We start from the raw sequence: 21,578 nt of genomic DNA, 5'->3' as shown, positions 1-21,578 counted from the left end.
CTAAGTGTTCGTCTGCAACATCTGCAGGAACGCCTGCTCGTCCAGGATTCTTACCCCGAGTTCCTGGGCCTTCTTCAGCTTGCTGCCCGCATCCTCACCGGCCACGACGAAATCGGTCTTGCGCGAGACACTTCCGGCGACCTTGCCGCCCCGGCGCTCGACCTCTTCCTTGGCCTGCTCCCGCGTCATACCCGTCATCGCGCCGGTGAGCACCACCGACTTGCCCACGAAGGGACCTCCCGTGGCGACCTGGGGCGCCGCGGGCTGGACACCCGCCGCCAGCAGCGCGCGGATGGCCTTCTGGTTCTGGGGCTCCTGGAAGAAGGTGTGGATGACCTGGGCCATGATGGGGCCCACGTCCTTCACGCGGGAGATGTCCTCCAGGCTGGCCTCAAAGAGCGTCTCCGACTGGGGGAAGGCCTCCGCCAGCGCCTTGGCGGTGGCGTCACCCACGTGGCGGATGCCCAGGGCATAGAGGAAGCGGCGCTGCGTGGTCTGCTTGGAGCGCTCCAGCGACGCGATGAGGTTGTCCGCGCTCTTGTCGCCCATGCGCTCCAGCGTCAGCAGGTTCTCCTTGGTGAGCGCGTAGAGGTCCGCGAACGCCTTCACCCTGCCAGTGGACACCAGCTGCGCGGCCAGTTTGTCGCCCAGACCTTCGATATCCATGGCCAGGCGGCTGGCGAAGTGGCGAATCTTTTCCACCAGCTGTGCGGGGCAGGAGGCGCCCGTGCAGCGGATGATGGCGCCGTCCTCGTCCTTGGTCGCCACCGCGTCGCAGACGGGGCAGTGCTTGGGGAACTCGAAGGGGGCGGAGTCCGCGGGGCGCTTGGACAGCACCACGGAGACGATTTCCGGAATCACGTCACCGGCGCGGCGCACGAAGACGGTGTCGCCCTGGCGCACGTCCTTGCGGCGCAGCTCGTCCTCGTTGTGCAGCGTGGCGCGCGCCACCGTGACGCCGCCCACCTTCACCGGCTTGAGGTGCGCCACCGGCGTCAGCGCGCCTGTGCGGCCCACCTGGATGCCGATGTCCATCACCTCCGTGGACTCCTCTTCGGGCGGGAACTTGTACGCCACCGCCCAGCGGGGGCTCTTGGAGACCTGGCCCAGGCGCTTGCGCTGGTCCTCGTCATCGACCTTCACCACCATGCCGTCCACCTCGAAGGGCAGCTCGTGGCGGCCCTTGAGGGAGGCGTCATAGGCCTCGCGCACGCCCTCCAGGCCCTCGGCGCGGCGGTACTGGTTGATGGGCAGGCCCAGCGTCTTGAGGTACTCCAGCTTCTCGATGTGCGTCTTGAAGACAGGCACGCCATCGCCGGGGACGCATTCGTAGAGGAACACGGAGAGGGGCCGGGCGGCCGTCATCCGCGGGTCCAACTGGCGCAGGCTGCCGGCGGCGGCGTTGCGCGGGTTGGCGAAGAGCGGCTCGCCTTCCTCCTCGCGCTTCTCGTTGAGCTTCTGGAAGTCCTTCTTGCGGATGAAGACCTCGCCGCGGACCTCCAGCACGTCCGGCACCTTCACGCCGTCCTGGGGGAACAGCGACATGGGCAGGCTGCGGATGGTGCGCAGGTTGCCGGTGACGTCCTCGCCGGTGGTGCCGTCGCCCCGGGTGGCGCCCTGGACGAACGCGCCCTTCTCGTACCGCAACGCGATGGCGAGTCCGTCCAGCTTGGGCTCGCAGACGTAGGTGATGCCCGGCAGGCCCACCAGCTTGCGGATGCGCTCGTCGAACTCGATGAGGCCCTGGTCCTCGAAGATGTTGGCCAGCGAGAGCATGGGCGCCCGGTGCACCACCTCGCCGAACTCCTCGGCCGCCGCGCCGCCCACGCGCTGGGTGGGCGAATCCGGCGTCTGGAGGCTCGGATGCTTCGCCTCCAGGTCCTGTAGCTCGCGCATCAACTTGTCGTATTGCGCGTCGCTGACCTCGGGCGAGTCGAGGACGTAGTAACGGTAGTTGTGGTGCGCCAGCTCACGGTGGAGCTCACGGGCTCGGGCTGCGGCTTTCTGGAAGTCGTCCACGGTTCGCGGTCCTTACTCCAAAACACGGCGCGGCGGCGCGTGCCTCGAAAGGCGGCCACTCTACGGTTCCCGACTGACAAGGTCGGTCGTCGTCTCCGCGTGAACCCCGCCCTGAGGGGAAGCGGACCTGGAGGGTCCGGTGTTGTCGCTGGCAGTGGCGTTGTCCGCGCGCCGACCCGCCGGGTCCTCAAGTCCGGGGCAGGGGACTCCAGAAGGCCCGCACGGCCGACTGGAAATGGGGCCCCGGGGGCGCGTGTTGCTCAGCTGGAAGCGTTGCAACCGTGGCCCTCAAGATGCCTTGACAGGCCAGGAGGGGGTCAATAACGTCCCTCGCGGTTCATGGCGCAGGCGTATCCGACGGCGCCGACTCTTCTCCCAACCACAAGGCTCACGCCCGCGCAGTCCCTTCCTGGGATTCCGGCGGGGCCGTCCTCCTGGAAGGTGCTTCCGAGGGCAGCGCGGACATCTCCCCCCGCCATTTCACCCGTCCGAGTCCTCGGGCGCTTCATTCCTCCCAAGCGTTACAGACATGCGTAAAGCCCGTACTTCGAGAGAGAAGGCTGCCGACACCGATGTCGCCGTCGAGGCCGACACGGAGAAGCCACGCCGCAAGCGCGCCGCGAAGACGGTGGAGCGGGACGAGGCTGAGAAGCCCGCCCCGCGCGCTCGCCGCAGCGCCGCCCGCCGCGACGAAGAGTCCGGCGCCGAGGTCGAGGAGGCCCCCGCCGAGCCGCCCCGTCCGGTGCTCACCCCCATCTCCCGCCCGGTGCGGGACGACGACCTCCAGGAGGCTCGCATCTCCGGCGAGTCCGAAGAGCCGGCCGCCTCCCTGCCGCCTGCTCCGGAGCCCCCTGAGACTCCCGCCATCACGGAAGTCACCCGGGACGGCGAGCCCATGCAGGTCATCAAGCTCAATGACCTGAAGCGGATGAAAATCACGGACCTCTCGAAGATGGCCCACGACGTGGGCATCGAGGGGTACCAGGGACTGAAGAAGCAGGACCTCATCTTCGCGCTGCTGGGCGGCATCGCCGACAAGCGCTTCGAGGTCCACGCGGAGGGCGTGCTGGAGCTGCTCAGCGACGGCTTCGGCTTCCTGCGCAGCGCGGACAGCGACTACCAGCCCAGCCCGGACGACATCTACGTGTCCCCGTCGCAGGTGCGCCGCTTCAACCTGCGCCCTGGCGACACGGTGACGGGCCCCATCCGCCAGCCCCGCGAGGGCGAGCGCTTCTTCGCGCTCCAGAAGGTGGACAAGGTCAACTTCACGGACCCGATGTCGGACGCGGCGCGCGAGCGCATCCTGTTCGACAACCTCACGCCGCTCTATCCGACGCGCAAGCTCAAGCTGGAGCATGAGTCGTCGGAGATGACCACGCGCATCATCGACATGTTCTGCCCCATCGGCCTGGGCCAGCGCTGCCTCATCGTGGCGCCGCCGAAGGCCGGTAAGACGGTGCTGCTGCAGAACATCGCGCACGCCATCAGCCGCAACCACCCGGACGTGTACCTCATCGTGCTGCTCGTGGACGAGCGCCCGGAAGAGGTGACGGACATGGAGCGCAGCGTGCGCGGCGAGGTGGTCTCCTCCACCTTCGACGAGCCCGCCACGCGCCACGTGCAGGTGGCGGAGATGGTCATCGACAAGGCCAAGCGCCTGGTCGAGCAGAAGTACGACGTCTGCATCCTGCTGGACTCCATCACCCGTCTGGCGCGCGCCTACAACACGGTGGTGCCCGCGTCCGGCAAGATTCTGTCCGGCGGCGTGGACGCCAACGCGCTCCACAAGCCCAAGCGCTTCTTCGGCGCCGCGCGCAACATCGAAGAGGGGGGCTCGCTGACCATCATCGGCACCGCGCTCATCGACACCGGCAGCCGTATGGACGAAGTCATCTTCGAGGAGTTCAAGGGCACGGGTAACTCCGAAATCGTCCTGGACCGGAAGCTGATGGAGAAGCGCATCTTCCCGACGCTGGACATCAACAAGTCCGGTACGCGCAAGGAGGAGCTGCTGCTCGGTCCGGGCGACCTGGTGCGCATCACCGCCCTGCGGCAGGTGCTCCACCCGTTCACCCCCATCGACGCGATGGAGTTCGTGCTCAAACACATGCGGCCCACCGCGTCGAATGCGGACTTCCTCGGGTCGATGAACCGGTAGAGATTGTCTGAGCAAGGAGTGTCCATTGCTCAGACACGGACGTTTCCGCCTGCTCACCCTCGTGCTGGGGGTGACGCTGGGCGGTGGTGGAGTGGGGTGTGACGGTTTGGGAGACCTGCCGCTGGGGGACGTGCCCCCGGTGCTGTCCGACCAGACGTGTTACACGGACGACGACTGCGTGGCCAACGCGTGCTGTGGGCTGGGAACCGCCGTCACGCACGCGGACGAAGGTCCGACCTGCCGCGCCCCCTGTACCAGTGGCTGCCCGGAGGGTTCCATCGACTGTGGGCGTTGCATCCCCACCTGCCGTGAAGCGCGCTGCGCCGCCGCCTGCCAGTAGGGCTCAGGCGGCGGGCGGCTGACGTTCAGCGGGCAGCGGGCCGGGCGTGGCCAGGGCCACCGCGGGCGCGGGCTGGGCCTTGAGCCTCGCGTAGTCGAAGCACGCCACCAGGACGGACGCCACGGGCACCGCGAAGAGGGCGCCCATCAGCCCGAAGAGCCGCTCTCCGGCGATGAGGGAGAAGGCGACGATGACGGGGTGCAGGTGCGCCGCCTGCCCCATGATTTTGGGGTTGAGGAAGTACGCCTCCAGGGCGTGGATGCCGATGATCCACGCCAGAATCGCCAGCCCCTTCTGGAAGCCGTCCGCCAGCGCGATGAGGACGATGGGCACCGAGCTGAGGATGGTGCCGAAAATCGGGATGAGGCTGAAGAAGGTGGCGATGGTCGCCAGCAGGAACGCGAACTTCACGCCGAACAGCAGCAGCCCCATGAACGTCAGGATGCCGTTGACGATGCAGATGGTGACCTGCCCGCGCACCACGCCGGACAGCGAGCGGTCGATGCGCTCCAGGAGTTGCCGCGCGTCGGTGGCGTACTCCGGCGGAATCAGTGTGCCGAAGTAGTGGCGGATGGCGTGCGCGTCGATGGAGAAGAACGCGGCCACCATCAGCACGAAGAAGAGCATGAAGACGCCCGCGGCCACGCTGGTGACGATGCTGCGGGACACGTTGACGATGTCGCCCAGGTTCTCCTGCACCAGGATGGACACGCGCTTCACCGCGTCCCCCAGGAACTGCTCCAAATCCAGCGCGAAGCCGAAGGTTCCGTTGCTGCTCCCCGCGTCCGCGCCCTCCAGCGCGCGGTTGGAGAGCGCCACCGGAATGCCTCGCGTGCTGAGCCACGTCTCCGCGCGCTGCGCGAGCTCCTGGACGTGCTCCGGGGTGAGCGTGTTGGCGAACGTCACCGCCTCACGGCTGACGCGTGACAGCTCGCGGTAGAGCTGCGGCGCCAGCGCGACGATGAAGAGGTACACGCCCACGAAGAAGCCGGCGTAGATGAGCAGAAGCGCCGCCCAGCGCGGCACCGGACGGCCGGCCACCTTCACCCGGGAGATGCGTCCCACCAGCGGCTGCACCAGATAGGCGATGAGCGCGGCGCCCGCGAAGGGCATCACCACCGAGCGGAAGGCCAACAGGACCAGCGCCATGCTCAGCCACAGCACTCCCAGGAGGAGCAGGCGCTTGCGTCGGTTGGCGGAGGCGGTGGAGTCCGAAGGCTGCTGCGACATGCGGTCTGGCTTACGGCAGTGCCTTCCCGGTGACAAGGGCTGCCACGTGAGTGCCCCGCCCCCGTCCCGGGAGGGGATGGTGCCCGTTCAACATTTCACCGGGCCACCCGGCGGCGGCTCAGGCGCTGGGCACCTGGAAGGCACCGAGCTTCGACTGGAGCCGCTCCAGGCAGTCGCGCATGTGCTTGCGTTTGACCCGGCCCTGGGTGGACTCGCCCAGGCCCAGCATCTGCTCGGTGAGCCAGCGGCTGAGGAACAGCAGGGGCAGCCGGTCGCCCGGCACCAGGCCCCGTTCCAGGTAACGCTTGTTGCGCATGTAGTCGTCGTAGGCGTCCGTTTCGCGCGCCAGCTCCCACTGCGCCAGCCGGAACGCCTCCGTGTAGACGGCTCGGGACGGCCGTGGCCGTGGCTCCGTGAAGAGCGGCGCGAAGTGGCCACCGGTGTCCAGGTCCAGCTCCTCGACGGGCGGTGGCCACTGCTGCAGGTCCTTGTGCAGCAGCTTCGCCACCTCTTCCAGGAGGTGCTCCAGCAGGGAAACCGGTTTGAGGTCGAAGAGGTGGTCCCAGCGCGACGCCATGGCTTCTTCTCTACCTCAAATGCCGGAGTCGGCCGTACCCGCGTCGGTGCCGCCGTCGTCCGTGCCCAGGCCCTGGCAGCAGGCGGGCACCTGCGCGAAGTAGAGCGCCGACTGGGAGCAGGATACGCGGATGTCGCGGCGGTAGGCGCTGCAGCCGGTGACGAAGCGGTCGCTCCCGCAGGTGGGCGGGGCCGCGGTCGTTGGGTCGCAGGCCTCCAGGGTGACGGCGCACACGGCGCGGGAGCGGTAGAAGCGCGCGTCGTTGCGGTCTCCGGGGACGACGGTGCACGTCGTGCGCTCGGTGCACGCCTGGAGGATGGGGCCGCTGGAGCACGGGCCCACGGTGCACTCCGGCTCGCAGTTGAGCGCTTCCGAGTCGTCACAGCGGGGCGCCTGGGTGCAGAGGTCTTCCGAGCACGCGGTGGTGAGCAGGGCGAGGAGCAGGGTCGGCAGGGCAAGACGGGACACGGAAGGCCTCTGTCAGGTCAGGTGAAGCGCTCGAGGAAGTTCAGCAGGATTCTGCGGCCCGCGGGAGAGGGCGTGAGGCCCGCCAGCAGCTGACGGACGTATTCGCCGGGCGCGGCGCCTCGCGCAACGGAGGCCCGCTCCAGGCCCTCCCGGCGGGCCTCGATGACGGCGCGAAGGGTGTCCACGCCGGCCTCTGGATGGAACTGCACGCCGCGCACGTTGGGGCGGAAGGCCAGCGCCTGCGCTGCCGTGTTCGCGTTGCCCGCCAGCACCTGCGCGCCGTCGGGGATGTGCGAGACGATGTCCTCGTGCGTCGCCTGCGCGATGAAGCGCTCCGGCACGCCGTCGAAGAGCGGGTCCTGCTTTCCGGCCTCGGTGAGCGTCACCTCGACGCTGCCCGTCTCCCGCCCCTGGGGATTGCGCGAGACGCGGCCGCCATACGCATGCGCCAGGAGTTGCTGGCCGAAGCACACGCCCAGCACGGGCGTGCCCCGCTCACCGGCCTCCACCATGAAGTCCGCGGCGCGCTTCATCCACGGATCGAGCGCCGTCACCGACAGCGGCGAGCCCGTCATCATCACCGCGTCGTAGCCATCCGCGCGCGTGGGCAAGGGGGCGCCCCGGTGCGCCAGCACGATGTCGAAGTGGTAGCCGGACAGTCCAATGGTTTGCAGAAACCACCGGTCGTAATCGCCGACGGAGACGCGCACGGGCTCGGCCGCGTCACCGGCTTTCAGCAAGAGGACGTTCTTCACCGCCGTAGGTTGCCGCATTGCATCCCCATTCCTACCGTGTCGTGCCCCGCGTGTCCGTTCCTGGCCAGTCGCAGTGGAACGCGCCCGTGTGCTTCGAGGTACCCACATGACCGGCGCCCGTTGGCTCACCTTCTCATTCATCGTCCCCAGTCTGGGCATGGCCGGGCGGCGGGTGGAGCCCCAGGTGTCGGGCGTTTCCAGCAAGAGAGGGGAGTGAATCGATGCCGACCCGACCCAAGGCGAAGGTCCTGACCCACCCTGCCATGGCTCGCCGGGTTCGCGGCAAGGCATCGCGTGCACCGGCGCGAGGCCCGGCGGTGCGGGACGCGGCGAGCGTGGACTCGCTGCGCCGGTGGCTGGACGAAAAGGGCATCCAGAAGGTGAAGGTGGGCGCGGTGGACGTCGATGGCGTCTGGCGCGGCAAGTACATCTCCCTGGAGAAGTTCCTCAGCGCCGCCAAGGGCGGCCTGGGCTTCTGTGACGTCGTCTTCGGCTGGGACTTGAGCGACGACCTGCTCGACAACACCCAGGTGACAGGCTGGCACACCGGTTACCCGGATGCCCACGCGAAGGTGGACCTGGCCACCGGCCGCGTCATTCCCTGGGAGCCGGACACCGCGGCGTTCCTGCTCGACTTCGAGAACCCCGACGGCACGCCCTTCGAGGCGAGCCCCCGGCAGCTGCTCCAGAAGGTGGCCGCCCGCGCGCGCGCGCTGGGGTACCTGCCGCGCTTCGGCGCGGAGTACGAGTTCTTCATCTTCAAAGAGCAGCCGCAGAGCCTGCGCGACAAGGACTTCCAGGGGCTGACGCCGCTGACGCCGGGCATGTTCGGCTATTCGTGGCTGCGCACGTCGCTCAACGCGCCGCTGGTGCATGCGCTCATCGACGGGTGCAACGCCTTCGGCCTGGACATCGAGGGCTTCCACACGGAGACGGGGCCGGGCGTCTTCGAGGCGGCCATCCGCTACGACGACATCGAGCAGTCGGCGGACAAGGCCGCGCTCTTCAAGACGGTGGTGAAGGAGATTTGCGCCCGCCACGGCGTCACCGCGTGCTTCATGGCGAAGGTGAACGCGAAGCTGCCGGGGTGCTCGGGGCACGTCCACCAGTCGCTGTGGGACTTGGACGGGGAGCAGAACCTCTTCCACGACGCGAAGGCGCCACACGGCATGAGCAAGCAGCTGCGCCACTACATCGGCGGGCAGGTGGCGCTGATGCCGGAGCTCACCGCGCTCTACTGGCCCACCATCAACAGCTACAAGCGCAGCGTGGAGAACACCTGGGCGCCCACCACCGTGACGTGGGGCCTGGAGAACCGCACCACCGCCATCCGCGTCATCGGTGAGAGCGCCAAGGCGATGCGCGTGGAGTACCGGCAGCTGGGCGCGGACATGAACGCGTACATCGGCATGGCGGTCAGCCTGGCCGCGGGCCTGTGGGGCATCGAGAACGAGGTGGAGCCCCCCGCGCCCTGTGAGGCCAACGCCTACGCGAAGAACGACGCGCCGCCCTTGCCCCGCAACCTCAAGGACGCGGTGGCGCTGCTGAAGGGCAGCGAGCGCGCGCGGGAGTTGCTGGGCGACGGCTTCGTGGACCACTTCGTGCGCACGCGCGAGTGGGAGGTGCGTCAGTACGAGCGCGCCGTCACCAACTGGGAGTTGGAGCGTTACCTGGAGCTCATCTGATGAGCGCAAATGAGGCAGCCGCCATGAAGCCGTTCGACATTCCCTCCGAGCCGCGCGTCACCGAGATGGCCTGGCCCACGCGCATCGTGTTCGGCGCCGGCGCGCTGCTGCGCCTGCCGGCGCAGGCCCAGCGTCTTGGCATCCAGCGTCCGCTGCTGGTGACGGACGCGGGTGTGGTGAAGGCGGGACTGGCCGCGCGCGTGGCGGACGTGCTCAAGACGGCGGGACTGGCCTGTGAAGTCTTCGACCGCGTGGAGCCCAATCCCACCGAGCGCGACGTCTTCGCGGGTCTGGAGGCGTACCGGAGCCACTCCTGCGACGGCATCGTCGCGCTGGGGGGCGGCAGCGCCCTGGACGCGGGAAAGCTGATTCAGCTCCTCACCACGCACGAGCCGCCGCTCAGTCGCTACGACGACGCGAAGGGCGGCGACCAGTACGTGCGCGACGACCTGCCACCGCTCATCGCGATTCCCACCACCGCGGGCACGGGCTCCGAGGTGGGGCGCTCGGGCGTGGTGACGCTGGAGGACACGGGCCGCAAGACGGTCATCTTCAGTCCGCACCTGCTGCCGCGCGCCGCCATCTGCGACCCGGAGCTGACGCTGGGGCTGCCGCCGGGCGTCACCGCGGCCACGGGCATGGATGCCTTCACCCACTGCCTGGAGGCCTACCTGGCCAATGGCTTCCACCCGCTAGCGGACGCGGTGGCCATTGACGGCATCTACCGCGTGGGCCGCTCGCTGGAGACGGCGGTGCGCGACGGCAAGGACCTGGCCGCACGCACGGACATGATGGTGGCGGCGATGGAGGGCGCCATGGCCTTCCAGAAGGGCCTGGGGGCCTGCCACGCGCTGGCCCACGCGCTCACACCCGTGTCCAACGTGCACCACGGCCTGGCGAATGCCATCGTCCTGCCCGTGGTGATGGAGTTCAACCGCGCGGTCTGCACGGCGCGGCTGGCCCGGGTCGCCGTGGCGCTGGGGGACACGACGCAGGCGCGCGAAGAGGTGCTCGCGGGCAACGCCATCGACCGGGTGCGCAAGCTCAACGCGGCGGTGGGCATTCCCGCGCGGCTGCGCGACGCGGGCGTCCAGGAGAAGGACCTGGAGCGGATTGCTGAAAAGGCCTTCCAGGATGCCTCGCACCTGAGCAACCCGCGGAAGGTGTCGCAGGCGGACCTCCTGGCCATGGCGCGCGAGGCTTACTGAGCCGCCGCCCGCCGGGGGAGGGGATTCCCCCGGCGCGCCGCTTCATGGTTCAGGGCGCTTCGTCCATGGCGCCCATGCCGCCGCCCTCGGTGCCACCATCCGACAGCACCGGGGCACCCGTGCCTTCCGGTTCGGTGTCGCCCCCCGCGCCCACCACGGTGCCCGTCACGGGCGTGCCGCCTTCCTCGGGGGTGAACTCCAGCGTCTCCACGAACACGCGGCCGGGCAGGCGCAGGTCCATGGCGTTGATGCGCTCCTGGCTCCGAAGCTCGTAGAGCTGCTGCGCCACCGGGCCCGCGGGGATGCGGTCGTCGGAGAAGAAGATGTACATGCGGACCTTCCCCTCCTGCACGGGGATGCGGAAGCTCGTGTGCGCCACGGGCTTGTTCGCATCACAGCGGATGGAGCGGTTCTCCCGCGTCAGCGTGAGCTGCCGGATGACGCCCTTCTCCGACACTGTGTACAGCATGCAGTAGGGAAGCTGGCCGTCGGAGGGGATGACCTCCACCGTGGCCCCGCCCGTCTTCCGCAACTGGGCCCGCGTGGGCCTGTCCGTCGACTTCTTCCCGTCACAAGCCGCGCCACACAGCGCGGCCACCGCCAACAACCCAGTCCAGCGCCTCATGTGTCCCTCCCGGGGTGTGGAAGAGCCTTCACCTGCCACCCCCAGCCTACTTCGGAGCTTCGTCCTGAGGGGAGGTCAGGGGTTGTCCTGTGACAGGTCGCGCCAACTGCAACGACCGCCAGTGCACACCGCGACCGGGCGGGCGCGCGCATGCACGGCGTCATGTCCTCCGCGCGCGACGTGGGCGCGCTCCTGACGGGACTCAGGGACAGCCGGAGCTGACCTGGAGGGCGTCATAGGCCATCCACCCGTTGCGCTTCGTTCCCGTGGCGGCGATGACGTAACCGTAGAGGAATTTCATGGTGCCGGACTGCTGGCGGTAGCGTCCCGCGCTGTCCTGGACCCACAGGGGAATGTCGATGGACGGCACGCCGTGGTCGGTGGGGACGTCCAGGCGCTGGAACTTCGTGCCCACCGGGAAGTGGTCCACCGCGGGGCCGCCCAGCGCGAAGCCCGGCACGTTGAAGATGAGGTTCGCCGAGCGCAGGCCATTGGCGCGCACCAACGGCAGGTAGTCCCCCGCGCGCTCGTGCGTCGCCGTGCTGTCGTAGACGACCTTCTTGAATTCGAGCGTGGTGTCGTGCCAGTCGCGCACGGCGTAGCACCCCAGCTTGCCCAGGCCGGCGCCCAGCGCGGAGACGTGGCCGACCTTCTGCTCGAAGGAAGTGCTCCCCAGGATGCTGGAGATGGGCAGCCACCCGGCGCTGGAGTTGGACGTCGATACCGCGAAGGCATGCTTCTCACCCGCGAAGGTGCGCGTCTGGCCGTAGTTGAAGGCGGCGCTCGTCCGCGTGTTGGTGCCTACCACCGTGCCATGGCCGTCCCGGATGGGAACGCCTGTCACCAGGCCCCAGTTGTCGTCCTCGGGCGCGTTGGTGGGGACGCGGTTTCCTCCAGACGCTTGCAGCTTGCAGTTGTAGGGGCTGACCAGGCAGTAGGTGCCGTTCACACCGGAGAACGCCGTCTGCTCCTGTGAAGTGAAGGTTTCGTCCGGACCGGATGCGTCCTGGGACGGAGCCTCGCCTCCACAAGCCGAGGTCACGAGCGTCGCTGCGATGAAGGCATGAAGTGGGATTCGCATCGCGCGATACGAATTGACAGGATTTGAGAAGGCAAGTGAGCGGTTGTGCGGGCTTGTCGAAAAGGGGGGGTGAGTGATGAGTGATAGACACCTCCCCTGGTTGCGGCCCGCTGAGCAGCCTTTCTGCAAGACGGGCTCGACGGCGTCAGGGATTGGGATTCAATTCCTCATCCCCCCGAAGGAGTTCTCCATGAAGAAAGTCGGCTCCCGGAGTCCCAAGCCCAGCACCCCCACGAATCGTTTCTCGCCGTACGCCAGCCCCACGCAGCGGACGTCTGCCTCGCCATCGCCCTCGTCCTCGAATCGCACGCAGTCGCCGTCGCAGGCGGACAGCTTCGACGGAGGGCCGGTGAGAACGCGGCCCCAGCGCGCGGCGGCGACGGGCGGGCCACCCCCCTCCGCCGCGGACATCTTCAAGCAGTCGCAGGCGGCGGGACTCCAGGACACGCACGCGGCGCGCCCGGCCAACATGGAGGCGCTCCGGACGGAGAAGGACGGTCCCAATGACAACCTGAACATGCTGGCGCACTACGGGAGCCAGGCGGCGGACAAGAAGGGCATCTTCGCGTCGGGGCCGCTCGACCCCAGGGGCCTGGGGCCGCAGCAGGTGCAGGCCTCGGTGCCGGACCGCGACAAGGGCGAGCACACCAAGGTCTTCGGGAAGATGACGGGCGGGGAGACGAGCTCCACGAAGTACCAGCAGAAGCTCGGCACGGCGGAGCCGCGAACGGACTACGAAATCCTCCACGGCATGGGCCACGGCGAGGGTGGCAAGAAGACGCAGTCGCCCAACAACCTGGCCTCGGCGTCCCATGGCGCGAACACGGCCATGATTCCTCCGGACAAGGCCATCTCCGGCAACCCGGACGTCATCGTGGACACGAAGTTCGCCATGCGCCCGGGCACGCAGCGCGCCGAGTACGTGGACCAGCGCTTCTTCCACAAGGACTTCCCCGACCAGCCCTTCTTCCAGCAGCGCATCGACGGGGACCGGCCCAAGGTCACCCAGAGCGAGTACAAACAGCTGAAGGAACAGGTGGCGCCGCTCAGTGACGCGGAGCTCCTGCGCGGGGCCGCCCACTTGATGAACTTCAGCAAGAAGGCGGGGAGCAGCGGCGACACCTGAGCCCCGCGTCCCGGCGGACGCGGTGGCCTCGAGGGGCTACCGCGTCTCCGGCCGGACGTAGACGACCACCTGGGGCGTCTCATCCAGGTAGAGGCCCGTCACCGGCGTGCGCGTGCCGAAGGCCTGCCACGTGAGGAACTCGTGCTCGCGGAACTCCTGGTGGTACTGGTACGCGACGATGTCCGCGTCCGCCGGGCTGCCCACCGCGCGCAGGTCCTTCCGCAGCATGCCGTTGCGCTGGTAGTCGCGGAACGAGCCGCCGTGTACCTCGTGCAGGAACAGGCGCGCGCCCTGCTTCGCGTTCGCGTTGATCCACGGCAGCACGCCGGTGACGTGGCTGGACCAGAACTGGCGCTGCATGCCCAGCGTGGCCGCGCCTGGCAGTCCTCCCGCCAGCTCCGAATACGCCGCCGTCCCGTAGGGGAACACGCGCACCGAGTACACCAGCGCGGGGGCCAGCAGCACGGCGAACACCGGCACGGCCACCGCGGCCTGGGGGAGTGAGGGCCACTTCACCTTCAGCCGCTCCCACAGCGCCGTGCAGCCCCGGGCCACCGCGGCGCCCGCGAGGATGCCCAGGAACACCATGGACGGGAACCAGTGCTTCACCCCGCCGAAGTGCGGCACCTGCGGGTGGCTGATGATGAGGATGGAGGCCACCGCGTTCACGCACACCAGCGCCTCCGTCATCGTCACCGGGCGCTCCACCCACGCGCGCGTCCGCGCGAAGGCACCCAGCACCATGCGCGCCACCAGCGCCGCCAGGCCCGTCACCATGGGGACGAAGATGCTGGTGGGCACCGTCAGCGCCGTCTTCACGACGACATAGGCGAGCGGGAAGGGCGGCTCGCGCAGCAGCTGGTTCAGATAGAACCAGGCGTAGTGGTTGTGCTTGGCGTGGAAGGCCAGGTACCACGCGGTGCGGTCCACCGGCTGGTGCCACAGGTAGGGCCAGTGCAGGTAGAAGATGACAGGCCCCAGCACCGCCATGGCGGCGATGGGCACCAGCGCGCGCGTCACCTGCGCGTTCACCTTGTCCACGCCCTTGAGCACCCAGGCGCCGCCCACCGCGAGCCCGGCGAACAGCAGGGTGTGCGGACTGAGCAGCAGGAACTTCCGCTGGAAGCCCTCACCGCCGCCCAGCGACAGCACCAGCAGGCCGTAGAACACGGCCACCGCCGTGAACACGCCCACGAAGCGGCCCAGCCAGGCACGGGCCTCCGGCTGACCTTCGCTGGCGCTGTAGGCGCGCCACAGCGCGAAGGGCGTGAGCACGAAGGGGAGGAACAGGGCGTTGTGCTTGGTGGCCAGCGTCAGGCCGAAGGCCACGCCGCACCACAGGCCCCAGCGCACGTCCTCCAAGGCGCGCCAGAAGCAGTACACGACGAGCAGCCACATGGCGGCCACGGGGACGTCGAAGCACGCCATCTCCGCGTTGAAGTACTGCCGCGGCACCAGCATGAAGGCGAAGGCGGCGAACAGCCCCGCGAGGCGGCCGTACATGGCGCTGCCCAGCAGGAAGGACAGCGCGGGAATCAGCGCCGCCATGGCGAAGGCGGGGATGCGGAACGCCGTCGCCGAGCGCACCCACCCCAGGCCCGTGTGGAAGAGCAGGTGGCTCAGGCCGAACAGCGTCTTCATCAGCACCGGGTGCTCGTGGTTGTAGTCCCACGCGCGCACGATGGCCGCGTCCGTCAGCGCCCGGGTCGGTGCGTTGAAGAGCTGCCGGAACCAGCTCGAGTAGCCCTCCGCCGCGATGAAGTAGACGCTTTCGTCGCGCGTGTAGCCCACCGCGGACTCCGTCAGCCACAGCGCCGCGAAGGCCAGCACCCAGAGGGCCCAGGCCAGGTACTTCTCGTCGCGCGTGGGGGCGCGTCCTTGCATCATCCCCGCACTCCCACTTCGGGCTCCACGGCCAGCACGTCCAGGCACACCTGCCGCCGGTCCGCGTTGTCCGCCTGCACCCAGACTTTCACCGTGTGTGGCGCGCCCTCGGGGAGCCGGACCTCGGCCTTCTGCACGCCCTCCAGGCCCGGCGGTATCGCCAGCGACAGCAGACGCGCGCCGTTCGCCGCGTCATCCACGCCCAGGTGCGTGGTGGAGAAGCGCGAGTCCTTGGGGAAGGCGTGCTCGAAGATGATGCCGCCTTCCAGGCGCAGGCCCAGGCCACCGGGCACGCCGTCCAGCTCCGCCACCAGCCGCTGTTTGCCGCCCGGCGCGTGCATCCACAGGCAGCGGCGCGGCTCGTAGAGGATTTCGTGCCACTCCGGCGCCACGTACAGGTGCGCGGGCCCGGGGCAGCGGTGCACCTTGCCGTCGAAGGGACAGTCGCGGCGCGTGCCATCCGGCTGCTCCAGGTACACGCGGGCACGGGCGTAGGCCTCCGTGGCGGTGAAGCGCCGGGGCCGGTGCCGGCCGTTCTCATAGAGCGTCAGCGTCAGCGTGCCATGCCGCGACGTGGCGCCCACCGCGCGGCGGCCACGCAGGAAGGTTTCGAGGAAGCCCGCCTCGTCCGAGCGGGGCAGCTCCGGCTGGCCCAGCACCCAGACCCGCGGGTGCGCGGACAAGTCATCCTGGTCCGAGCCGAGGTAGCCGTACACCGGCAGCGTGGAGGGGACGAAGATGCGGGCGCGCTCCGTCCACCATGGGAAGAGCAGCACCGCGTCGCCGGGCTGCGCTTCCGCCTGGAGGCGCTCCGTCACCGCGCGGTAGTCCGCCTCCGACGGGAGTCGGCCCGGCAGGCGCAGGTGGAAGAGCAGGCACAGGAGCGCGACCAGGAGCAGGCCCCCCAGCTCCATGAGGGGCAGCGCGCGCGTGATGCTAGGACTTCGCAAGGCGAATCTTCTGCTCGCTCTTTTCGCGGCAGAAGGTGCAGAAGATGGCTTCACCCTGGGCGAAGGACGGCGTCCAGGGCGGGTACATCGAGCAGCGCGGGTCCAGGCAGTGGTGCAGCTCCCAGAGGTGGCCCAGCTGGTGGAGCGCGTGGCGGGTGACGGCCTTGAAGGCGCTCTCCAAATCCTTGTGGGACGCGATGGTGAGGATGGCGCGGTCCTTCCCCTGGCGCGCGAAGCCCGTCGTGGGCGCCACGCCGCTGGGAAGCTCGCGGTCCTTCAGCTTGCGCGTGGTGAGGAGCAGCACCTTGTCGTCCTTGTAGGAACGGATGCCCTTCACCTCATCAATCAGCTTCTCCGCATCCAGCGGCTCGGACATGCCCGCGGGCACCTCCGCGCTGCCGGAGTGCTCACTGCCCACGCCGAACGCCGTGTAGAGCGTGCGGTTGAACTTCGCGAGCTGCTTGTCGTCGAAGGGGTCCAGCGTCACGACGCGAATCACGGGGCGTCACCTCGGCGGAAGGGCCCCATGTGCAGGGGCCCGTCGGTCCATGGGGCTGTCAGCTCTCACCCTCGGGCGGTTTGACCTTGGGCGGACGGCCGCGCTTCTTCGGCGCGGCGGGCGCGGCGCCTTCCGCCTCGGGCGGCTTGGGCTTGGGCGGACGGCCGCGTTTCTTCGGAGCAGGGGGCTCGGCGCCCTCGGCCGTGGCTTCCGGCTTGGGCTTGGGCGGCCGGCCGCGCTTCTTCGGAGCCGCGGGTTCGGCGCCCTCGGGCACCTCCGTCTTGGCCTTGGGCGGACGGCCGCGCTTCTTGGGGGCGCCTTCCTCGGAGGACTCGGCCTCCTCGGACTCGCCTTCCTCGCTGGATTCCTCCTCGGACGGCTCGGAGGGCTCCTCGTCGGACGGCAGGTCCAGGTCGCTGTCCAGGCCCAGCAGGTCGCTGTCCAGGTCCAGGTCGCCTTCCTCGCGCTGGAATTCGGCGGCGGTGCGCTTGGGGCGCTCGCGGCCGGGCGGGAAGAGGACGATGTCGATGGCGTCCTCGGCGTTGACCTCGGCGGTGCCCAGCGCGGCGGCGACCTCCGTCACCAGCAGGTGCCGGGCATTGTCGTAGAGCTCGCGCTCCTTGGTCGGCAACGGGCGCAACTCACTGAGAACCTGGAGCCCTTTCACCACCTCGGCCAGACCCATGATGCCGCCTTGGGTCATCCGGTCCAGGTTGGTGCGGGCTCGCTGCTTCCAGTCGAGGTCGGCCTTGTCGCTGTCCGAGCGGAGGAAGGCGAAGATGGCCTCCACGTCCTCGGCGGATGCGACCTTGCGCACGCCGATGGCGAGCACCTTGCCCTCGGGCACCATCACGACGGCGCCATCTTCTTCGCGGCGCATCGTGACGAAGGTGAGCTTCTGTCCCGCCACTTCCTTCACATCAATGGCGGAGACTCGGCAGACCCCCTGGTTCGGATAGACGACCCGGTCGCCAACCGCGAGCTGGAGTGACGCGGACCCTTCAGGCATGTCCCCCTCACGGGTGAGGTTGGTGGGCTGAACGTCGGAACAGGCCCGGGCTTAGCACCGAGCCACGTCGGACGCCACGAGTTTACCGGTGGATTGCCGCCGTACGTGCGTCCGTCTGCTGAACCCTGAGGAGGTTGCCCAGCACCAGCTTCTGCCGCGCGTCCAGCGCCGCCTCGACCTGTGCATCCGTTGGCTCCATCCCGTCCACTCCCGGCCGGGCGTCCACGCGCGCGGCCATTCCCAAGGTTCCCATCAGGCCGAACACGGCCACCGCCACCAGCTTCTTCATGGTGAGTCCTCCGTGGCGCCCAGGGTAGGGGGCAGCCTCCGGTGATCAACTTTTCGGCAACAGGTCGCTGCACCGCTGTAGCGGCCCGTTACCGGTTGGGAGCGGGAGAGGGAGGCCCCGGCGGGGGAGCGGGCGAGGTGCCGGGCGCCGCCACGGGCGATACCTCAAGCACCAGGCTGCCGGTGTTGTCGGCCAGGTGGTCGTCGGGGAAGGCGAGCTGCAGCCAGGTGGCGCCCCGCAGGCGCAGGGGGCGGCCCACCTCCAGCAGCGTCAGCAGGCCGGACGCGCTCTCCGGGCCCTCGCCGGCGCCGTACAGGCCCAGCACGCGGCCCACCGGCCCCCCGTCGAAGCCCCGTGTGCGCGCGGACTCGGCGGTGTCCCGCAGCACGACGTCGTAGTGCGTGTCCGGCTCCAGCCCGCGCAGCAGGAAGCGGTCGACGCGCGACAGCTTCACCGCGTGCGTCCGGGCGTCCACCCGCAGGGTGGTGACGGCGCCGTCGTTGTCCCATTCGCGCACGCGGACCAGCAGCGTGCCGTGGTTGTCCGTGCGGTTCGCGTCCAGCAGGAAGACGTGGAGGCGCGAGGCGTGGCGCACCAGCCGCTCCTCGCCGTCCAGCACGCCGAAGGACTCATGCGCCGCCAGCCGGGAGTCACCCTCCAGGAAGTAGCCGGCGTGCTCCACCCTGCTGGCGTGGCCCAGCGAGGCCCAGCCCTCCACCCGGACGCTGTAGGTGCGCGACGGGTCCAGCCGCATCTGCGCGGTGGAGAGGTAGGGCACGCGGAAGGCGTGCACCACGCTGGACAGGGACATCCGCTCGGCGGGCATCCGCACCTCATGAGGAGGCGGGGCGCGGTGTGGCTGCTGGGCGGGGCCTTGAATCCGCTTGGGGAGCAGGCGGGCATGGACGGCCAGGGTGGTGCCGCGCTCGGCGCGCACCGTCTGACTCCACGCCACCATGCCCGGGACCTGGACCTCCAGCAGGTGCTCCGCGTCCGCGGGGAGCTGCGTGAGCAGGGCCGGCGTGCGCGCGGTCTGCTGCTGGCCGTTCACCCGGATGGCGGCGCCAGGAGGGGACGAACTCAGCTCCACGGAGAAGGTGCCCGTGCTGTTCGACACCAGCAGGGCCAGCGTGGCCGTCAGCGCCACGATGATGGGCGCGCCCAGGGTGACGGCCCGGGGCATGCCCCTCGTCCGCGATGCCGCCGCGTCCAGGGGCGGGACACCGGGCTCGGGTGGCGCTCCGGGGCCGGGCAGCGCGGGGAGCGGCAGCGTGGTGCGCTCCATCCGCCCTTCGACGGGCGCGGAGGCCTGGGAGGGGGGCAGCTCGAACTCGGCGATGGGGGTCCGCTCCTCCTCGTCACCGGCCGGCTCGCGGACGGGCGGCGCCATCTCCCGGAGGGCGCGGCGCTCCACGGGGGACTGGATCCACCGGGCCATCTGCGCCAGGAACTCGCGGGGCAGCAGCACGGGGCGGCCTTCGCCGACCAGCTCCGCCTCGAAGAGGTAGCCCATGAAGTGGGCGCGCGCGCTGGAGGACACGTCGGGCGCGGCCGTGTGGAGGTGGCGCGTGAGGGCCTCGGCGAAGGCCTCCGCGGTGGCGTAGCGCTGCTCCCGCTCCACGGCCAGCGCGGTGAGCAGGATTCGCTCCAGTGCGGTGGGGATTCCGGGGTTGAGGTCGCGGGGCCGCGGGAAGTCGCCCAGGGCGAGCTTGCGCAGCACGTCCGGCATCTTCCCTTCGAAGGGGAGGCGGCCGCACAGCATCTCGTAGATGACGACGCCCGCGGCGAAGATGTCCGAGCGTGCGTCGGGCTCGCGCCCGCGGACCTGCTCCGGCGCGAAGTAGGTGTACTTGCCCTTGAGGTCATGCTCCACCGGCTCGGCGCTGCCGGCCAGCCGCGCCCGCGCGATGCCGAAGTCGACCAGCTTCACCTGGCCTTCGTAGCTGAGCAGCACGTTCTGCGGGCTGACGTCGCGGTGGACGATGTGGAGCGGCCGGCCGCGTTCATCCAGCCGCGTGTGCGCGTAGGCCAGCCCTTCCAGCATCTCCACGGCGATGAGCAGCGCCAGCGGCTGGGGCAGGGTGTACATTCCCTTCTCCCGCGCGCGCCGCATGACGCTCGACAGGGTGCGGCCGTCCACCCACTCCATGGCGATGAAGTACTCGCCGTCCACCTCGCCGAAGTCGAAGACCTGGGCGATGTTGCCGTGGCTCAGCCCCGCGGCGATGCGGGCCTCGTTGACGAACATCGACAGGAAGGCGCTGTTGCCCGCATAGCCCGGGAGGATTTTCTTGATGACCACCGGTTTGGTGACACCCGCCGCCGCTGTCATCCGAGCGCGGTAGATCTCCGCCATCCCGCCCGTCGCGATGCGCTCGAGCAGCTTGTATTTACCGAAATGAAGCCTTTCGGAAGGCTGCTGCACGTTTGTTCCGGCTCCTTCGGGTGCAGGTGGCCGCTGCGCCAAGGGGGCCCGCGCTGTCCTGGCAGGGGCACCTGAATGTATCATGGGGTAGGCAAAACGCCATTACGGGAAAAATCCGTTGATTGTGATTGGGTGGTGGGTGTGCCTCTTCCTACGTCTCGTGACAGCCACCGCCATGGCGGTGCCCGAGGTGTTGTGGGTGCCGGGGGGCAGGGCCGGGCGCCGAAGGATGCCCGCTCGGCGCGCCACGTATCGATGCGTCATCACCAGCGACGTTGGATGGCGGCCACTTGGGTGGAAAGTCACGTGAGGACGGTGCGGGGCATGTATGCGGCCACCCAGGCGCTCGCCGTGGTGCTGCTCGTCGTGGTGGGCGCCGGCTGTCGTGAGGAGAAGCAGGCCGAGCCGCTCAAGTCATTGAAGCCCGAGCCCTTGCCCTCGCTCGCCGTGCCGGGCGAAGCGACGCCGGAAGCACCGCGACCCGCGTCGCCGTCCGAAGTGGAGGTGGCGGGCCCCATCCATGGAGAGCCGCTTCCGGCCTCCGCGCTCCGGGTGGCGCTGGCGGGGGAGCGCGTGCGCGTGGGCGAGGAGACCTTCGAGCCGGCGCGCCCGGATGACGCCGCGCGGCTGGCGCAGCGCGTGAAAGGGCACGCCGTGTTGGTGGTGCCGGACGCGGACACGTTCCTGGTGCAGACGTCGGAGCTGTTCACCGTGCTGCGGGACTCGGCGGAGTCCGTGTGGCTGGCGCATCCGGATGGGCCCGTGGCCTATCCCGTGGTGCTGCGGGACGAAGCGGGCTTCCGCGCGTGGCTGGAGGAGGTCGCGCCAGGCAAGCTGCGCATCATCATGCGCGCGGACGGCTTCGAGCTGACCACCAGCGTGGGCAAGTTGCCGGGGCCGGATCCGAATGGTCCCTCGGTGCCGGTACGGGCGGGGCGGCAGGACATCGTCACGCTCCGCCGGGGGCTGGGCCTGCTCAAGGGGCGCTTCAAGACGTCCGAGGACATCTGCCTCGTGCCCTCGTTCGGCACGGAGGTGGCGCAGGCGGCGCGGGCGCTCGGCGGAAACTACACCGCGCCGGGTGAGGCGGTGTTCGACACCCTGTGCTTCGTCTATCCCACGCCGCACAAGGCCCCGGACGGAGGGTGAACCAGCTGTGTGGAGGATCCGCGTGCCCACGCCCCGTGAGTGCCCGGCGTCCTGGCGAACACACCGTGGAATCCACCGTGGCCGCGCTCTCATGTCACCGC

General features: G+C 69.5%; 19 protein-coding genes. 6 read left to right on the top strand and 13 right to left on the bottom strand.

Features of this window, described 5'->3' with window-relative positions; translation table 11 throughout:
* On the bottom strand, positions 1-2,019 hold the full coding sequence (gene ligA / locus BHS09_RS28965) for an NAD-dependent DNA ligase LigA (protein ID WP_140799643.1): 2,019 nt from the start codon (positions 2,017-2,019) through the stop codon (positions 1-3).
* A gap of 529 nt (positions 2,020-2,548) precedes the next feature.
* Here ligA and rho point away from each other — a divergent pair.
* A complete protein-coding gene (gene rho, locus BHS09_RS28960; protein WP_174258923.1) occupies positions 2,549-4,177 on the top strand; it encodes a transcription termination factor Rho in 1,629 nt (542 codons plus the stop codon).
* 25 nt (positions 4,178-4,202) lie between these two features.
* Positions 4,203-4,517 carry a hypothetical protein gene (locus BHS09_RS28955; RefSeq protein ID WP_140794663.1) on the top strand — a complete coding sequence of 105 codons (315 nt, stop codon included), beginning with the start codon at positions 4,203-4,205 and terminating at the stop codon, positions 4,515-4,517.
* A gap of 3 nt (positions 4,518-4,520) precedes the next feature.
* Here the strand turns inward: BHS09_RS28955 and BHS09_RS28950 are convergent, their stop codons facing one another.
* The 4 genes from BHS09_RS28950 to BHS09_RS28935 all read right to left on the bottom strand — a co-directional run bounded on the left by BHS09_RS28950 (position 4,521) and on the right by BHS09_RS28935 (position 7,565).
* On the bottom strand, positions 4,521-5,747 hold the full coding sequence (locus tag BHS09_RS28950) for an AI-2E family transporter (RefSeq protein ID WP_140794662.1): 1,227 nt from the start codon (positions 5,745-5,747) through the stop codon (positions 4,521-4,523).
* A 118-nt stretch (positions 5,748-5,865) separates the two neighbouring features.
* Positions 5,866-6,324, bottom strand: a complete 459-nt coding sequence (locus tag BHS09_RS28945; protein WP_140794661.1) for a hypothetical protein — start codon at positions 6,322-6,324, stop codon at positions 5,866-5,868.
* A 15-nt stretch (positions 6,325-6,339) separates the two neighbouring features.
* Complete coding sequence (locus BHS09_RS28940; RefSeq protein WP_140799642.1) at positions 6,340-6,792, bottom strand: hypothetical protein; 453 nt, start codon at positions 6,790-6,792, stop codon at positions 6,340-6,342.
* A gap of 17 nt (positions 6,793-6,809) precedes the next feature.
* Entirely contained in the window at positions 6,810-7,565 is a 756-nt protein-coding gene (locus BHS09_RS28935; protein ID WP_140799641.1) for a glutamine amidotransferase, read from the bottom strand.
* A 203-nt stretch (positions 7,566-7,768) separates the two neighbouring features.
* Between BHS09_RS28935 and BHS09_RS28930 the strand changes: the two genes are divergently transcribed.
* Entirely contained in the window at positions 7,769-9,232 is a 1,464-nt protein-coding gene (locus tag BHS09_RS28930; protein WP_237079892.1) for a glutamine synthetase family protein, read from the top strand.
* 23 nt (positions 9,233-9,255) lie between these two features.
* Positions 9,256-10,440 carry an iron-containing alcohol dehydrogenase gene (locus tag BHS09_RS28925; RefSeq protein ID WP_140799640.1) on the top strand — a complete coding sequence of 395 codons (1,185 nt, stop codon included), beginning with the start codon at positions 9,256-9,258 and terminating at the stop codon, positions 10,438-10,440.
* Between the two features lie 49 nt (positions 10,441-10,489).
* On the opposite strand, the gene BHS09_RS28920 is transcribed toward BHS09_RS28925, so the two are convergent.
* Together BHS09_RS28920 and BHS09_RS28915 are read right to left on the bottom strand one after the other, a co-directional pair.
* Positions 10,490-11,065 carry a hypothetical protein gene (locus BHS09_RS28920; protein WP_140794657.1) on the bottom strand — a complete coding sequence of 192 codons (576 nt, stop codon included), beginning with the start codon at positions 11,063-11,065 and terminating at the stop codon, positions 10,490-10,492.
* A 202-nt stretch (positions 11,066-11,267) separates the two neighbouring features.
* Positions 11,268-12,146, bottom strand: coding sequence for a hypothetical protein (locus BHS09_RS28915; protein WP_140799639.1), 879 nt, complete (start codon positions 12,144-12,146; stop codon positions 11,268-11,270).
* 190 nt (positions 12,147-12,336) lie between these two features.
* On the opposite strand from BHS09_RS28915, the gene BHS09_RS28910 reads away from it, so the two are divergent.
* Positions 12,337-13,272: a hypothetical protein gene (locus BHS09_RS28910; protein ID WP_237079891.1), complete on the top strand. Its 936-nt coding sequence runs from the start codon at positions 12,337-12,339 to the stop codon at positions 13,270-13,272.
* 36 nt (positions 13,273-13,308) lie between these two features.
* Here BHS09_RS28910 and BHS09_RS28905 read toward each other — a convergent pair whose 3' ends face one another.
* The 6 genes from BHS09_RS28905 to BHS09_RS28880 all read right to left on the bottom strand — a co-directional run bounded on the left by BHS09_RS28905 (position 13,309) and on the right by BHS09_RS28880 (position 20,328).
* On the bottom strand, positions 13,309-15,159 hold the full coding sequence (locus BHS09_RS28905; protein ID WP_140799638.1) for an ArnT family glycosyltransferase: 1,851 nt from the start codon (positions 15,157-15,159) through the stop codon (positions 13,309-13,311).
* Positions 15,156-16,106, bottom strand: coding sequence for a hypothetical protein (locus tag BHS09_RS28900; protein ID WP_140794654.1), 951 nt, complete (start codon positions 16,104-16,106; stop codon positions 15,156-15,158). The genes BHS09_RS28905 and BHS09_RS28900 overlap by 4 nt, the downstream gene beginning before the upstream one ends.
* On the bottom strand, positions 16,093-16,605 hold the full coding sequence (locus tag BHS09_RS28895) for a zinc metalloprotease (RefSeq protein ID WP_140799637.1): 513 nt from the start codon (positions 16,603-16,605) through the stop codon (positions 16,093-16,095). The genes BHS09_RS28900 and BHS09_RS28895 overlap by 14 nt, the downstream gene beginning before the upstream one ends.
* Positions 16,606-16,663: 58 nt before the next feature.
* Positions 16,664-17,614, bottom strand: a complete 951-nt coding sequence (locus tag BHS09_RS28890) for a CarD family transcriptional regulator (protein WP_140799636.1) — start codon at positions 17,612-17,614, stop codon at positions 16,664-16,666.
* An 82-nt stretch (positions 17,615-17,696) separates the two neighbouring features.
* Positions 17,697-17,903 carry a hypothetical protein gene (locus BHS09_RS28885; protein ID WP_011555575.1) on the bottom strand — a complete coding sequence of 69 codons (207 nt, stop codon included), beginning with the start codon at positions 17,901-17,903 and terminating at the stop codon, positions 17,697-17,699.
* A gap of 88 nt (positions 17,904-17,991) precedes the next feature.
* Complete coding sequence (locus BHS09_RS28880) at positions 17,992-20,328, bottom strand: serine/threonine-protein kinase (RefSeq protein WP_140794651.1); 2,337 nt, start codon at positions 20,326-20,328, stop codon at positions 17,992-17,994.
* Between the two features lie 324 nt (positions 20,329-20,652).
* Here BHS09_RS28880 and BHS09_RS28875 point away from each other — a divergent pair, with 324 nt between their 5' ends.
* Positions 20,653-21,477: a hypothetical protein gene (locus BHS09_RS28875; protein WP_140796644.1), complete on the top strand. Its 825-nt coding sequence runs from the start codon at positions 20,653-20,655 to the stop codon at positions 21,475-21,477.
* The last annotated feature ends 101 nt before the right edge of the window (positions 21,478-21,578 follow it).

The sequence above is a fragment of the Myxococcus xanthus genome, from assembly GCF_006402735.1.
Lineage (GTDB): Bacteria > Myxococcota > Myxococcia > Myxococcales > Myxococcaceae > Myxococcus > Myxococcus xanthus_A.
This window is presented reverse-complemented; position numbering and strand designations above follow the sequence as displayed.

Coding starts and splice junctions, on each gene's coding strand:
- rho (WP_174258923.1), top strand. CDS start 2,549: ATGCGTAAAGCCCGTACTTCGAGAGAGAAGGCTGCCGACACCGATGTC.
- BHS09_RS28950 (WP_140794662.1), bottom strand. CDS start 5,747: ATGTCGCAGCAGCCTTCGGACTCCACCGCCTCCGCCAACCGACGCAAG.
- BHS09_RS28945 (WP_140794661.1), bottom strand. CDS start 6,324: ATGGCGTCGCGCTGGGACCACCTCTTCGACCTCAAACCGGTTTCCCTG.
- BHS09_RS28935 (WP_140799641.1), bottom strand. CDS start 7,565: ATGCGGCAACCTACGGCGGTGAAGAACGTCCTCTTGCTGAAAGCCGGT.
- BHS09_RS28930 (WP_237079892.1), top strand. CDS start 7,769: ATGCCGACCCGACCCAAGGCGAAGGTCCTGACCCACCCTGCCATGGCT.
- BHS09_RS28925 (WP_140799640.1), top strand. CDS start 9,256: ATGAAGCCGTTCGACATTCCCTCCGAGCCGCGCGTCACCGAGATGGCC.
- BHS09_RS28920 (WP_140794657.1), bottom strand. CDS start 11,065: ATGAGGCGCTGGACTGGGTTGTTGGCGGTGGCCGCGCTGTGTGGCGCG.
- BHS09_RS28915 (WP_140799639.1), bottom strand. CDS start 12,146: ATGCGAATCCCACTTCATGCCTTCATCGCAGCGACGCTCGTGACCTCG.
- BHS09_RS28910 (WP_237079891.1), top strand. CDS start 12,337: ATGAAGAAAGTCGGCTCCCGGAGTCCCAAGCCCAGCACCCCCACGAAT.
- BHS09_RS28905 (WP_140799638.1), bottom strand. CDS start 15,159: ATGATGCAAGGACGCGCCCCCACGCGCGACGAGAAGTACCTGGCCTGG.
- BHS09_RS28890 (WP_140799636.1), bottom strand. CDS start 17,614: ATGCCTGAAGGGTCCGCGTCACTCCAGCTCGCGGTTGGCGACCGGGTC.
- BHS09_RS28885 (WP_011555575.1), bottom strand. CDS start 17,903: ATGAAGAAGCTGGTGGCGGTGGCCGTGTTCGGCCTGATGGGAACCTTG.
- BHS09_RS28875 (WP_140796644.1), top strand. CDS start 20,653: ATGTATGCGGCCACCCAGGCGCTCGCCGTGGTGCTGCTCGTCGTGGTG.